The 14,506-nt window shown below is 46.8% G+C and carries 9 protein-coding genes; 4 read left to right on the top strand and 5 right to left on the bottom strand.

The window, feature by feature from the left end; all coding sequences use genetic code 11:
* Positions 1-36: 36 nt before the first annotated feature.
* Entirely contained in the window at positions 37-3,102 is a 3,066-nt protein-coding gene (locus tag BMX95_RS27835; RefSeq protein ID WP_081198560.1) for a ligand-binding sensor domain-containing protein, read from the bottom strand.
* Between the two features lie 179 nt (positions 3,103-3,281).
* On the opposite strand from BMX95_RS27835, the gene BMX95_RS27840 reads away from it, so the two are divergent.
* Positions 3,282-4,448 (top strand): RsmB/NOP family class I SAM-dependent RNA methyltransferase, encoded by a 1,167-nt coding sequence (locus BMX95_RS27840; protein ID WP_081198559.1) that lies wholly within the window; start codon positions 3,282-3,284, stop codon positions 4,446-4,448.
* A 5-nt stretch (positions 4,449-4,453) separates the two neighbouring features.
* Here BMX95_RS27840 and BMX95_RS27845 read toward each other — a convergent pair whose 3' ends face one another.
* The 4 genes from BMX95_RS27845 to BMX95_RS27860 form a co-directional block, all read right to left on the bottom strand.
* Positions 4,454-6,454 (bottom strand): S8 family peptidase, encoded by a 2,001-nt coding sequence (locus BMX95_RS27845; RefSeq protein ID WP_081198558.1) that lies wholly within the window; start codon positions 6,452-6,454, stop codon positions 4,454-4,456.
* Between the two features lie 37 nt (positions 6,455-6,491).
* Positions 6,492-7,259, bottom strand: a complete 768-nt coding sequence (locus tag BMX95_RS27850) for a hypothetical protein (protein WP_081198557.1) — start codon at positions 7,257-7,259, stop codon at positions 6,492-6,494.
* A gap of 130 nt (positions 7,260-7,389) precedes the next feature.
* Positions 7,390-8,493, bottom strand: a complete 1,104-nt coding sequence (gene mnmA / locus BMX95_RS27855) for a tRNA 2-thiouridine(34) synthase MnmA (protein WP_081198556.1) — start codon at positions 8,491-8,493, stop codon at positions 7,390-7,392.
* A gap of 149 nt (positions 8,494-8,642) precedes the next feature.
* Entirely contained in the window at positions 8,643-9,815 is a 1,173-nt protein-coding gene (locus BMX95_RS27860; protein ID WP_165758850.1) for a TlpA family protein disulfide reductase, read from the bottom strand.
* Between the two features lie 172 nt (positions 9,816-9,987).
* Here BMX95_RS27860 and BMX95_RS27865 point away from each other — a divergent pair, with 172 nt between their 5' ends.
* Genes BMX95_RS27865 through BMX95_RS27875 form a run of 3 tightly spaced genes read left to right on the top strand, consistent with a single transcriptional unit; the run spans position 9,988 to position 14,375 of the window.
* Positions 9,988-11,058 carry a sensor histidine kinase gene (locus BMX95_RS27865; protein ID WP_081198554.1) on the top strand — a complete coding sequence of 357 codons (1,071 nt, stop codon included), beginning with the start codon at positions 9,988-9,990 and terminating at the stop codon, positions 11,056-11,058.
* Positions 11,051-11,728: a LytR/AlgR family response regulator transcription factor gene (locus BMX95_RS27870; protein WP_081198553.1), complete on the top strand. Its 678-nt coding sequence runs from the start codon at positions 11,051-11,053 to the stop codon at positions 11,726-11,728. Before BMX95_RS27865 ends, BMX95_RS27870 begins: the two co-directional genes overlap by 8 nt.
* A gap of 43 nt (positions 11,729-11,771) precedes the next feature.
* Positions 11,772-14,375: a M14 metallopeptidase family protein gene (locus tag BMX95_RS27875; RefSeq protein ID WP_081198552.1), complete on the top strand. Its 2,604-nt coding sequence runs from the start codon at positions 11,772-11,774 to the stop codon at positions 14,373-14,375.
* The last annotated feature ends 131 nt before the right edge of the window (positions 14,376-14,506 follow it).

Genomic DNA, 14,506 nt, shown 5'->3' on the forward strand with positions numbered 1-14,506 from the left:
ATATCGTTACCATAGCTCATTGGGGTGAGGTAAGAACTAAGACAGCGGGATACTGACCTGTGTCAGAGTGCCCTTGCCGGGTACGGATTTCAGTGTAATACGTCCCTTCCATTTTTCAGCCCGGTTATGGATGTTCTTAATGCCATTGCGATGAGTAACGGTATTGGTATCAAAGCCTTTGCCATCGTCATTTATGCTCATGTGTAAATGGCCTTTTTCAATCCATACTTTTATTTGCACCTGTTTGGCATTGGCGTGTTTGTATATGTTATTGATCGTTTCCTTGAAGATCAGGAAGCAATCACGCCGCTGCTCCATATTCAGTTTGTACCGCTCAAATTGTTCATCCAGCTGCAGGTAATAACAAATATTGGCAGCATCGAATACCTCCGCTGCATAACGGCGCATGCGGGCCACCGTTTGTGCCAGCGTATCGTTCCGGGTATTGATGCTCCAGACTATGTCATCCAGGGCCTGACTTGAATTGTGTACTTCTTCAGCAATTCGATCTAGAAACGTACTGGCGTCTTCTTTTTGCAGCACGCTCTTTTTACTTAACTCCGAGAGGATACTGATATTGGTAAGCGTGGTGCCGATATCATCGTGCAGGTCGGTAGCAATACGGTTTCGCACCTTTTGTAACCGCAACAGCTGATTGATGCGATACCGGTAAACTGCATATAAAATACCCACCAGCAACAACACGCACAGCAAAATAAACCAGGCGGTTCGCCAATAAGGCGGATCGATTTGGATGGAGAGCGTGGTAACCGGACTGTTATCGAAAGGCTGTTGCGCTGCCTTTACCTTAAACGCATAGCGACCGGGTGGCAGGTTGGTATAGGCCACATAATTTCTATTGCCGGCATCGATCCATTGGTTGTCGTGACCCGATAACTGGTAATAATAATTAAAGCGGCGTGGTGAAACAAAATCCAGTGCTGCAAAACTGAACGAGACCTCATTTTGCCGGTAAGGCAGGCGCAGGAATTTCTTGTAGGCGATACCCGTATCATTGCCCAGCGGTTGGTTGTTCACCATAACCTGTGTTATTACCACGTGCGCCGGTTGGCTGGCCAGCGCTATCTGGCCTGGTTGAAAAAAAGTAAGTCCTTTAATACCCCCAAACAATAGCATGCCGTTGGCAGCCTTATGATACGCCCCGGTATTGAACTCATTGCTTTGCAATCCGTCTTCAACCAGGTAGGCCGTAAAGCTGGACCGGCCGACCTCCTTCAAACTGGCCGGTGGTGTAAACCGGCAAATGCCTTTATTGGTACTTAACCACAAAAAACCCTGTTCATCGGGCAGCATACCATATACCGTATTATTGGGCAATCCCTGTTCATCGTTGATCAACCGGGTTTCACCGGTGTTTAGGTTGCAGGCTATCAGACCCCGGCCCAATGTACCAATCCATAACAGAGGTTGCCGGTACCAGCCGCACTTGAAAATGGCTTCGTGTGTGATCAGGCTATCCAGCGTACTATTTTGTGTTGTAAATAATTTACCGGTTTGGGTATTCAGGAACTGGATCCCTCTTTTTTCAAAACCGATACACAGCGTAGTATCGTTGATGCGGGTCAGAAAGCGCACATTATTTTCCAGCGTTTGATTATCAGTGCTGATGGCATTGTAATTCCTGATCAGTCCTTTTTGTTTATCCATCAGGCACAAGCCGCCATTGCGGGTACCGGCCCATACCTGGTTGTTTGTGGCGGGCAGCATACACCAAATGGTATGATCGGGAATGTAGTGTCCCGGATAGAATCTTGTCTTTACTTTTTTACTAACTGCATCAACTACCAGCAATCCATTGCCCTGGGTGCCTACCCAGATATCGCCCTGCCCATCGGTATACAATGAAACCACCCGGTCATAATTCCCCTGCGCGTTGGGCGCCGGCGGGTAATGAAAGGTTTTAAAAATATTGTTGCGCATATCAGCAAAAGTGAGCCCGGTGCTGCTGGTGCCTATCCAATAGGCGCCCTGGCGATCGGTGGTAATGGCCCGTACCTGTTCAATGGAAATATCTTCCGGCACATTGTTACTGGTAAGCTGGGCAAAATTATTCAGTCGCTTATCGTAATGGCTTACGCCGCCGCCATCGGTACCGATCCAGATGCCGCCGTGTTTATCCTGCTTTATCGATAGGATATCGTTGTAACTAACAGAGAAAGGATCTTTCTTGTTATTTACATAATGGGTAACTGTAGCGTTTGCCGGATTGATAACATACAACCCGTTTCCATAAGTGCCCACCCAGATCTGGCCATCGGCAGCTGCTTTTACCGATTCAATGACCAGGTTGGCTGGCAAACTGTTCTCGTCGCCATAACCTATAAATGGTGAGAAACGTTGTTCCGCTGCTTTTTTTATAAACAGTCCTTTTCCATAACTCCCTATCCATAGATTTTTATGGCAGTCTTCATCCATGGTACTAAATGAAGTACCCTTTTCTGAGGGGATTAATGAACCTAATGAAGATGTACCAACTTGCGGGTATAATTGCGAATAGCCGTTGTTGGTCAACACCCATATCATTTGATCGCTGTCTTTATAAACATATTGTATGATGTTTTTCGGGCCCAACACATCACTAAAGTCGTATACAAACACTATTTTATTAGTAGTAAGATCATATTGATAAAGGCTTTTACTTTCCGTACCAATCCATAGCGTGTTATTGCGGTCATGAAATAAACAACTCACCGGCGGCAGCTCTGTTTTATCGGCGCCAATAGTTCGAACAGGCGTAAATGTTTCATTATACAGATTAAGCTTTTCCAGCCTGCCGCCGCTGGTAATGAGCCACAGCGTATTGTTAAGTCCGTTTACAATTTTCCCAAGCCTGCTGCCGGTAGTGGTGGTAATGTCGTCGAAATTCTTTTTGAAAATAACCAGTTCGCGGCCATCGTAGCGGTTCAGGCCATCCTGGGTGGCCAGCCATAAAAAGCCGGCATCATCGGTAGCGATATCAATCACACTGCTTTGCGAAAGCCCTTCATTAATGCTCATGTTCCGGAAAGAAAAAGGAACCCGCTGGCCCAAACCAACGAATTGCATCAAAAGCAAATATGATATCAGTATCCATTTGCGCATTCCGGGAATTATTGAACAATTAAGATAGTGAAAAAAGGGTTGCCGGTTTCCAGTTTCCGGTTGGTAATCGTCCCCCCTTCCGCCAGCTTACGGAGCTGGAAGGCCGCGATGAGGTGTATTGCCTGAGGCTTACAGCTTATAGCTTGCAGCTTGAGGCTGTTTTCCTAACTTGCATCCCCATGAAATATTTCTCCCATCTGAACACCGCAGTGCAATTGTTGCAACAATACAACGGCAGTCAGCCATTTGGGAGTTTTATAAAACAGTTCTTCAGCCAGCACAAGAAGTACGGCTCCAAAGACCGGAAGAATATTTCGCACCTGTGTTATGCTTTTTTCCGGTTGGGCAAGGCTCTGCCTCAGCTACCGATGGAGGAACGGATACTCACCGGTTTGTTCCTTTGCAGCCCCGAACCCAATGACCTGCTGCAGCACCTGCGGCCAGACTGGAATGATAAAGCGCACCTGCCCCTATTAGAAAAAACAGCACTGGTTGCCCTGCACTTACCCGAACTGTTTCCCTGGGCAGCAGCCCTTAGCGAGGGCATGGTTTATGAACCATTCTGCGCATCCTTTCTCACCCAACCCGATCTGTTCCTGCGGTTACGCCCCGGTAAAGAAGCGGCGGTAAAAAATAAACTGCAACAAGCGGGGATCACGTTCAGGGAATTAAACCGTTCCTGCCTGGCCCTGCCGAATGCCTCTAAAATAGACACCCTTATTGAAACCGACCGGGAAGCAGTGATCCAGGATTATAGTTCGCAACGGATTGGCGAGTTGATGGAATTAATAAGAGATGCAGCCCGCTCCGCTGCTCCACTCAAGGTTTGGGATGCCTGTGCGGCCAGCGGCGGCAAATCCATTCTGGCCAATGACATCTTCCACCGCATCGACCTTACAGTTTCCGATGTGCGCAAATCAATTCTTATCAACCTGGAGAAACGGTTTGCCACTGCAGGCATCAAAAACTATCACTCGTTTATTGCCGACCTTTCTGCACCCAACTTAAAGACCCGGAATACATTATACGACGTCATCATCACCGACGTACCCTGCAGCGGTTCCGGTACCTGGAGCCGCACCCCGGAACAATTGTATTATTTCGATCCCCAGCAAATTGACCGGTACAGCACCCTCCAAAAAAAGATCGTTGAACAGGCCATTCCCCATCTAAAACCGGGCGGCTTTCTGTTGTATTGTACCTGCTCTGTATTTAAAAAGGAAAACGAAGAAGTGGTGCAGTATATCCAGGAACAGCATTCGCTGTCGTTACTGAAAACAGCCTTGTTCACAGGTTATGATCAAAAAGCAGACACCTTATTTGGTGCGGTATTTCAGAAAAAATAAACCCGTTATTTCTTCAACACCTTGCGTTGATATATTCTTTTACTGTTATTGTAGACGGTCACTTCATAAATACCGGCGTTCCAGCCAATGGTTGAGACCGTAGTACTGTAATACCCCGCCGCCTTATCTGTCTTTTTGGTGTACATAACACGCCCCATCATATCTGTGATCTTTATTCCCAGGTTGGCAATAGCTTCCGGTACATTTACCACTACCAGCAGCTGTTGATCGAAGGGGCTGGGCAGCGCCATCATGGTGTTATCGAAGAAGCAGGCAGAATTGATATTTTGTTGCAGGTTCGCTATCTCAATTGTAGTATCGGCCGAACGCATGGTTTGTAAGATCCGGTATTGAACCATACCAGCGCCCGCAGCCCTGATGGTGTCTTTATACGTATAGCTGTTTGCTGTAAACGCAAAAGCAGAAGAAGTAAGCTGACTAAGATTGACAAAACCTGTTTCACCGGGCAGTTTTCTTTGCAGGGTATATACCGAGCTGGTATCGTCCTTGCTTTTCCAGTTTAGGGTAACCACACAATTATTAAAGTCGATACTGGCCGTAGCGTATTGTTGGGTAAGCAGTGCGACGGCTTTTTTAAAGTTCGGGATTCCATGTCCATACCTGAAGTCGGGATTGATGTACTTGTTGCCGCTTCGTTGTACCGCATCGATGAGCTGCATATTCGAGAACTCAGGAAATGCCTGCCATAAACAGGCAACCAGTCCGGCCATATTGGGACAGGCAAAGGAAGTACCACTGCTAACCAATGGGATACCGGCAGTGGCGCTTGCCACAATTGCATTTTCGCCTACCGCTACCACATTGGGTTTTAATAAGCCTGCACCGTTGGGGCCCCAGCTGCTTGAACTGGCAATATTCCCGTTTACATTTATTGAACCAACGGTGAGCACGCTATCCGCATCACCGGGACAGGCAACGTATTTTGTGTCGTCTGCACTTGCTCCGCTATTGCCAGCAGCCACTACCACCAGGATCCCCTTTTTAGCGGCCAGATTTGCCGCCAGCGTGATCATGGATGTTTTGCCATTGCGTTGTGCATAACTGTGATTATAAACAGGGTCGTCAAAATTGAAATAACCGAGCGAAGTGGAGATCATATCAACGCCTACGCTATCGGCAAACTCGGCGGCTACAGCCCAGTTGTGTTCTTCTACCGGAAATTCGGTGGTGTCATTTTCAGATCTTAACAACCAGTAACTGGCATGCGGCGCAGTGCCTACCAGTACACCCGGCCGGTTGGAAGCCATCAGGGTAAGCACATACGCGCCATGATAATGATCTTCATTTACACTGGCTTCGTTGTTTACAAAATCCCAGGTACCTAACACCCGGCCCTGCAAACGAATGCTGTCAAAAGCCGGGTTAATAAGATAATTTAAAAAACCGGCATCAATAACCGCAATGTGCATACCCCGGCCAGAAAAACCCAACCCGTGCAGGTAATCACCATTGTGAATGTGGATCTGGTTGTACATAGTGCCGTAATCAAAGGCTGCTGTAGTTCCGGTTTCACCAGTTGTCTGTTTAGTGGAAAGGGGCGCCTGAACTGTTAAATCACCTAAGGTACCGGAAAGGCCTTTGTCACTGGTACTTATCCTGGCGGCTACGGAATCTGCTTTCTTTACGAAGGGCAATGCCCGGATGGCGGCCAGTGCAGCGGGCACGTTGGTTTTCACCGTAGTGTCGATCTTTATCAGCACCTGGTTCAACCATTTGGAATTGTTTAGTACGGTTACAAAGGGCACATTGCGAATGGCTGCGATGTAGGCCGGATTAACCGGCAAATCGGTTGAGTCGATGGCGCTGTGTATTTTGGCACGACGGGCCAGTGCTTTGTCCGACAAATAAGCCGAAGGAGCCGAAAGTGTGTAAGGTGTTCCTTTTTTATCAGTAAGCTGAATTGTATAGCGGGTAGACTGTGACTGAGCTTGTGCTAAACCGATAGTTGCCAATAGTACTATTACAAGTATAGCTGTCTTTCTCATGGAAGGTAACGATTAGTGGTACCACCCTTTAAGGTTATTAATTATGGTCAAGAATGCTCATGGTTATGCCAAAGCCGGTATAGTATCCCGACTGGGTACCAGTAGCACCCTGCCATTGCCACACGGCTACTTCTTTATAAACCAGTCCAATGCCTTTGGCATATGATTCTGTCCACAAATTTTTGTAGCCAGTTATGGTTTGTGAAATGGGAACGTTGGCTGAATCCGCTACCTGGGTAACCGAAATGGTGTTTTCGTAATCTTTACCATTCAGATTCAGGGTAGTGCCTACATCATGATACGTATAATCCCAGGTTTGAATATTCTGATCATTATCGAAATCGTAATTCACCTCATAAGGCCGCTCGGGATAAAAGCCATTGCCATGCCAGCTGTAACCGTTTGTTATCGGTCCTACGAGTTTTATAGCCCGTAAACTGTTCTCGCTCATTTCAATGTTCCGGTCAGAAGGCGTTATTGCATAAGTAAGTATAGGTTGCCAGTTGTCTTCCGCGGTGTCGGTCCAGTCGCGGATATAACGAACTATCCGCCAGCCGTTACGGCCCTGGTTATCGGTGGTAGCGTCTTCCACCACCTCTTTGGCCTGGTAAGTGACCATTGTATCAAACTGGTCAAAATCTACAAACCGCAGTGAATCGTACCGGTACAGGATGTATTTACCTTTTTCCAGGTTCAGATAATCTGTTACTGCATCAGAGGTAAGATCATCTTTTTTATTACAACTGCTTAACCAGAAAGAGCCAAACAGTATACCGGCGGCTACAGAGATAAAAAATTTCTTCATACAACGATTTGTAAAACAGCGACTTTGTTACAGGACAAAAATAGGGGCGTTTTAGTTGCTTCAAAAAAAACCTCCCAGCAAAAGCCGGGAGGTTTGTAACGTTAATAAATATGTATTTATTGCCTGAGAATCAGGCTAATTGTCCGCGCTGTATCACCCCGCCGCCGATCACATCATCGCCTTCATAAAACACGGCGCTTTGGCCGGGGGCAATGCCTTTGGCATAATGGGAGAACTGTACCTGCACCCCGTTGGGATGATTGTACAAACTGGCCATAGCACCCTGATCTTTATAACGGATCTTGGTAAGGGCTTCCATACCGTCGGTAATACCTTCGTATTTTATCCAGTTTATCTTGCTTACCAGCATGTCCTGGCGGTTCAGGTCATCTTCCTCGCCCAGCATTACGGTATTGTCTTCGGGAATGATATTGGTAACATATACCGGTTTCCCAAAGGTGATATCCAGCCCTTTACGCTGGCCAATGGTGTAAAAGGGATACCCTTTATGTTTACCCAACACTTTACCGGTTTTATCTATAAAGTTGCCGCCGGCTACCTGTTCTTCCAGTCCTTCCACCTTTCTTTTTAGAAAGCCCCGGTAATCATTATCCGGCACAAAGCAAATTTCATAGCTCTCGCTCTTTTTAGCCAGTTCAGGATAACCATAATCCAGTGCCATTTGGCGGATTTCGGTTTTGTGATAAGGGCCCAATGGCAATAAAGTACGGCTCAACAGGTCCTGCTGCAGGCCCCACAGTACGTAGCTCTGGTCTTTGGTTTCGTCTTTACCCTTGCTGATGTAAAAACGGCCATTATCGTGCTGATGCACATTGCCATAGTGACCGGTGGCAATATAATCACAACCCAATGCATCGGCCCGTTTTAACAGGGCGCGCCATTTAATATGGGTATTACACATTACACAGGGGTTGGGCGTGCGGCCAGCCAGGTATTCATCCACAAAGTTCTCGATCACAAAATCGCCAAACTCATCGCGAATGTCCAGGATATAATGCGGGAACCCATGCTGTACGGCAGCCATCCGGGCGTCGTTAAATGAATCGATATTACAACAACCGGTTTCCTTTTTACCGCCGCCACTGGTGGCATAATCCCATGTTTTCATGGTTATACCTACCACTTCGTATCCCTGATCATTGAGCATCAGGGCAGTAACGGTACTATCGATACCGCCACTCATCGCCACCAAAACTTTTCCTTTACGGCTCATACTGAAAAAAATAAGATTGCAAATATACAATTAATGCCCCAATGGGTGCCATTACGCCCGGCAGGGGCTCCCGGCCCGGGTGGTAGTTAATAACAATAAAGCGGGTAGATGGTTCACCTGCCCGCTTTTTAATGCTATTATGATCTAAATCAAAGGTTTGTCTTGATCAATTCCTCCACTTTTTCATAATTATGACCCGCATAGATCACTTTGCCGGTTTTGTCCGCCAGTATCAGGGTTGGATAGCTGTCTATCCCTAATTCTTTGGCCATGGCTTCGCCCTCGTAAAGCATTTTATACAGGGGTTGTTCGCGTTTGTAAAAGAAGCTGATGTCTTCCTTCTTATCAACCGTATTGACACTTAGCAATTGAAAATGATCACCGCCATAGGTCTTTTGCAATCGCTGTTGTATGGGGAACGAGGCCATGCAGGGGCCGCAGCCTTTTATCCAGAAATCATACAAAACCAGCTTGCCTGTAACCGCACTGCTTGAAAAAACGGGCGTGTCTTTTCCATTATATTCCCGCATCGACCATACCGGCATCATCACAGCGCCGGAAGCTATCAGTTGCCTGTTTTCCTTTTTCCGCGGTTGATACTCCTTTTGATACGTTGAACAAAACCAGGAGTCGGCCTCTGGCTCCGCCGGCCGGGTATTCACATTCGTAAAAACCGTTTTAAAACTACTGCTGTATCGATTGCTTGTTTGCAACACCTGGTATGGCAGCCCTGTTTCGGGGTCTATAATGATGCTATAAAAAAGGGTTACACTATCAGGCAATGGGTCCATTTTATCGAAATTGTTCAGGTATTCCAACGGATATTGCCGTTTGTTCACCTGCACCAATTTATACGATTTGTTCTGAATAAGCGTATCCCGTTCAAACATAAGCATACTATCGCTTTGTACCCATTGCTGTATCACGCTGCGCAGGGTTTGAATGGAATTTAAAAAGAAAGTCTGGGTACTGAACGACCGCTGTTTTGGCTGCGCCCTTTGGCTATAGGTTTTTAATTTCTTATCCAGGAAAAAGTCCTCGCTGCCATTGTACACCGAGATATAACTATCGCATTCCATCCGGTATCGCGAAACCGTTTGTTTGTCGGTCTGATTAAACTCGATGTAACAGGAACCCGTGAATGTATTAAAGTAGTTGTTATCCGGATTGTTGATCTCCCGGTAGAATTGAAAGCTGATGGTTTGTAAAGCGGTCAGCTTTTTTGATAAGGCTACTAATGCATCAGGTGGCCGGTTGGTTTTCGCTTCAAGCCGGTTAATGGCGGTTACCAACATGATTGAAATAAAAAGGCTATACTTCATGTGTAAATGGTTTAATAACGGAAAGCTACAAGGCATTCGGTACAGGATCTTTGACAATAAGACCAGCCCGGTTAATTATTAGACTATACTGGTTTTGTCGAAAAAATAAGGGAGCCTGTCGAAAACCCGGGCTGGCTAATATCAGTGAAAAGAATATATTTTATCTTGTAACATGCATACAGTACGCATGGCAACAGCATGGAAATATTTTCGGTTCGAAGGCTTGTTTTTTATTACTTACTATCTGTTGTTTCCCATATTTACCGCAGCAGAGTATCGTTATTTTGAACAGCATAACTTAGGAAAGTTTTACAATGATGCCCTGGAGATGCTGGTTTTTAGTCCGATCAATTTGTTTAGCGGACTGGTGTTTTATGCTATTGTCCGCCGCTCACTTGTTTCTAAAAAATTAGTCCGCTTTATCTTATACACCATCCTGTTTTTGATAGGATTGGTCTTTTATAAAAAATTGACTTACCTGCTTTGGAGCCACCTTGAGTTTTTACCGGCCAAAGCGCGGTCAGATGCGGCACGATGGGCAAATGCCAGAGGACTTCATTACAGCATCATCTACATGTGCCGTGATTTTTTGTGCATAAGCGCCCTCGCCTATTTTATCTATTCCGCCAAACAGGAGGATCAGCTGCGTCAACTGAAGGAGCAGCAATTGCTTACTGAACTAACTTACCTGAAAGCCCAACTGCACCCGCATTTCTTTTTCAACACACTGAATAACATTTATTCGCTGGCGCTGAAACAATCGGCCGACACAGCGTCGCTGGTAGCCCGGCTGGCAGAAATGATGCGGTATATTTTATATGAGGCGGAACAACCAACAGTACCCTTACAAAAAGAGCTCCGCTTTTTAACCAACTACATCGATACCGAAAAAATAAGACAGCATGCCAATAACCAGATCAGCTTCGATGTACAGGGCATTCAACCCGATACAAAGATCGCACCGCTGCTGTTATTGCCATTTATAGAAAATGCTTTTAAACATGGGCTGCAGCAGGAAACCGGCCATGGCTTTGTACACATCGTGCTTTGCGAGTCGGAAAAAGAACTACTGCTGCAGATCAACAACAGCAAACCTTCTTTACCGAAAGAAAACCCTGCCGGCATTGGCCTGCAAAATGCCACGAAACGATTGAACCTGTTGTATGCCGGCCGGTATACCCTGAACATTCAGTCAACTGCCCAAACCTATCAATTAAACCTTAGCTTGCAGTTACATGATTAAATGTATCATTGTCGATGACGAACCGCTGGCGCTGGATATTCTGGAAAAGCATATTGCGGCCTTTCCACAATTACAACTGGTGCGCCGCTGCCGGAATGCACTGGAAGCGTTTGATGCATTACATGCCGAACCAATAGACCTGGTGTTCCTGGATATTCAACTACCATCCATTTCCGGTATTGATTTTATCCGCTCGCTTAAAGAGCCACCCGCCGTTATTTTTATCACCGCCTATGCAGAGTATGCCATTACCGGTTTTGAACTGGAGGCCATCGACTACCTGTTGAAACCGGTAACACCGGAACGTTTTAATAAAAGCATCAATAAGCTATTAAAACAAAAACAACCAGAACCTGTTGCATCCCCTAAAGACTATACCTATTTTAAGGTTGCCGGCAACCTGATTAAAATTATGCATACCGATCTGCTGGTGGTAAAATCGGTAAAGGACTATTTACTGTTAAAGACCAAACGAGGTAATCACCTTACGCATATGACCATGAAAAACCTGGAAGCGCTCCTGCCAGCGGAACACTTCATCAGGGTGCACCGGTCGTACCTGGTGAACCGGCAGGCGATCACCCGGTTCGGTCGTCAGTATATAACCATTGGGGAAGAACGAATACCCATAGGTGAAAATTACCGCCCCCTTTTAAGCCCGTTGAGTTGAGATTTGTGCTATCTTCCCATTGCACCAATAACAACCAAACATTATGAGAAAACCCGATCTGTACAGTCGCGGATGGGCGATCGTACTTTTTCTCCTATTCATTTTCCATGTCTCTCCTGCCCAGGACCTCAGTTATTATTTACCCGATAGCGTAACCTATAACCCCGCTATTCCCAAACCCGCATCTATCATTTATCATGAACCGGGTGAATGGCATGTTACCCACGACCGGCTGATAAACTATATGCAGGCCATTGCCAAAGCGGCGCCCGGGCGCGTAAAACTGGAAGTAATAGGGTTTACCTATGAAACCCGTCCGCAGGTGCTGCTGATCATTACCTCACCGCAAAACCACCAGCGGCTGGAAGAGATCCGGCAACAACATCTACAGCTAAGCGATCCCACCAAATCAGCCGCTCTGGATATAACACACATGCCCATTGTACTATACATAGGTCATTCTATTCATGGCAATGAATCAAGCGGGGCCAATGCCGCATTGGTAAGCGCCTATTATTTGGCGGCCGCACAGGGAAAACAAATTGATGAATTGCTCGAAAATACCGTGATCCTGTTCGACCCTTCCTTCAACCCCGATGGATTGCAACGCTTTTCTACCTGGGTGAACCAGCATAAAAGCAAGAACCTGGTCACTGACCCGGACAGCCGCGAATTCAATGAAGTGTGGCCCGGCGGACGGGGCAACCATTACTGGTTCGACCTGAACCGCGACTGGCTGACAGGAGTGCATGTGGAAAGCCGCAACCGACTGCAATGGTTTTATAAATGGCGGCCCAATATTTTAACCGACCACCATGAACAGGGTTCCAATTCCAGTTTCTTTTTTCAACCCGGGGTGCCATCGCGCGTGAACCCCTTAACACCCGCCTATAATCAGGAGCTTACCGGCAAACTCGCCCAATTCCACGCGGCATTTCTCGATCGCATTGGATCGTTCTATTTCACCAAAGAGAATTACGACGATTTTTATTATGGTAAGGGTTCTTCCTTTCCCGATATCAATGGCGCTGTTGGTATTTTGTTTGAACAGGCTTCTTCCCGTGGCCATGCGCAAAAAACAGAGAATGGCATTTTGCGTTTTCCTTTCACCATTAAAAACCAGTTCACCACCACCCTCTCTACCCTGGAGGGCGCCAAAACATTACGAAAGGAATTCCTCACCTACCAGCGGGATTTTTACAAGAACGTAGCCACCGAAGCGGCAACGGCGCCGGTAAAAGGTTATGTATTTGGAAGCCCGCACGACAAAAGTAAAACAGCCCTGTTTATCGACATGCTGCGCCGTCAGCAGATAGCCGTATATGAACTGAGCACTCCCCTGCAGGCGGATGGATATTCCTTTGAAAAAGGAAGCTCCTATGTAGTACCGGCCAATCAAACCCAGTATAAATTGATCAGGGCTATTTTCGACAAAACGCTTTCCTATAAAGACAGTCTGTTTTATGACGTCACCGCCTGGACGCTGCCCCTGGCCTTTGGCCTGCCGTATGCAGAATTGAACGCTCCGCGTTTTACCAATACGCTCCTGGGCAGCCAGGTAGATAAAACCGTTGCAACTACAGGCACCGTAGCCGGCGGAAAAAGCAATTATGCGTACCTGTTTGAATGGGATGAATATTATGCTCCCCGCGCGTTATACGCATTGCAGGAAGCCGGTATCAACACCCGCGCTTCGGCCGGTATTTTTGAAATACCCGTTAACAGCGGCACGCACAAATTCAACTACGGCACCATTTGCATTCCGGTAAAAACACAAACCCTGGATGCCGATAAATTATACGAACTGGTAAAAACAACCATGGAACAGAATGGCATTACCGCCTATGCGCTGCAAACAGGCAATGCCACCAATGGCAGCGATTTGGGCAGCTGGAAAATGCGACCGGTGCCACAGCCTTCCATTGCCATGATCACCGGCAATGGCGTGAACCCAACCGATGCCGGCGAGGTTTGGTTCCTGCTCGATCAGCAGTTCAATATTCCCAGTACACATTTGGAAGTGTCTGCTTTTAACCGTTGCGATCTGACTAAATACAATACACTGATCATGGTGGGCGCTACGTATGGCGCTCCGTACAATACTATAGATAAAGATAAACTGCGCACCTGGGTGCAGGCTGGCGGTACCCTCCTTGTTATGGAAGAGGCGGTTCAATGGGCAGCCCAAAACGGATTCACCAATATTACATTCAGGAAGGCTAAAGAAGATACTGCCAAACAGGTCACCTATGCCGAACGCGACTACCGCCTTGGTGCCCAGAAAATGAATGGTGCCATATTCAGGGCGGCCGTCGATCTTTCGCATCCGCTGGCTTACGGCTATCGTTATCCGTTTGTTGATCTGTTCAAGGCCAATGCTATTTTTCCCGAGCGAAATAAAAATCCTTATTCCACCCCATTGGTGTATGGCGACAAACCTCTTCAAAGTGGCTTTGTGACAAAAGAAAATTACGAGGCCGTAAAAAATTCCGCGGCCGTACTGGTGAACACGCTGGGCAGTGGGCGCGTGATCTCCATTGCCGACAATCCCAACTTCAGGGCTTTTTGGCTGAGTAGCACCAAATTGTTTATGAATGCCATTTTCTTTGGGCGTATCGTTGAACCGGGATCGGCCCGAAACGACTAGCTCGTACCTGCTACGCAATGATTTACGCAGCTCATTGACAACTTTTCCCCACGGCAAAACTGCCTATTGCCGCTATTGCGGGAAACCGTAAATTGCCAGACAAAACAATATTTAAGTACGACGCTAAATTT

This window comes from Niastella yeongjuensis (assembly GCF_900110245.1).
In the GTDB taxonomy this organism is placed as follows: domain Bacteria; phylum Bacteroidota; class Bacteroidia; order Chitinophagales; family Chitinophagaceae; genus Niastella; species Niastella yeongjuensis.

Coding starts and splice junctions, on each gene's coding strand:
- BMX95_RS27875 (WP_081198552.1), top strand. CDS start 11,772: ATGAGAAAACCCGATCTGTACAGTCGCGGATGGGCGATCGTACTTTTT.
- BMX95_RS27840 (WP_081198559.1), top strand. CDS start 3,282: ATGAAATATTTCTCCCATCTGAACACCGCAGTGCAATTGTTGCAACAA.
- BMX95_RS27870 (WP_081198553.1), top strand. CDS start 11,051: ATGATTAAATGTATCATTGTCGATGACGAACCGCTGGCGCTGGATATT.
- BMX95_RS27835 (WP_081198560.1), bottom strand. CDS start 3,102: ATGCGCAAATGGATACTGATATCATATTTGCTTTTGATGCAATTCGTT.
- mnmA (WP_081198556.1), bottom strand. CDS start 8,493: ATGAGCCGTAAAGGAAAAGTTTTGGTGGCGATGAGTGGCGGTATCGAT.
- BMX95_RS27850 (WP_081198557.1), bottom strand. CDS start 7,259: ATGAAGAAATTTTTTATCTCTGTAGCCGCCGGTATACTGTTTGGCTCT.
- BMX95_RS27865 (WP_081198554.1), top strand. CDS start 9,988: ATGCATACAGTACGCATGGCAACAGCATGGAAATATTTTCGGTTCGAA.
- BMX95_RS27845 (WP_081198558.1), bottom strand. CDS start 6,454: ATGAGAAAGACAGCTATACTTGTAATAGTACTATTGGCAACTATCGGT.
- BMX95_RS27860 (WP_165758850.1), bottom strand. CDS start 9,815: ATGAAGTATAGCCTTTTTATTTCAATCATGTTGGTAACCGCCATTAAC.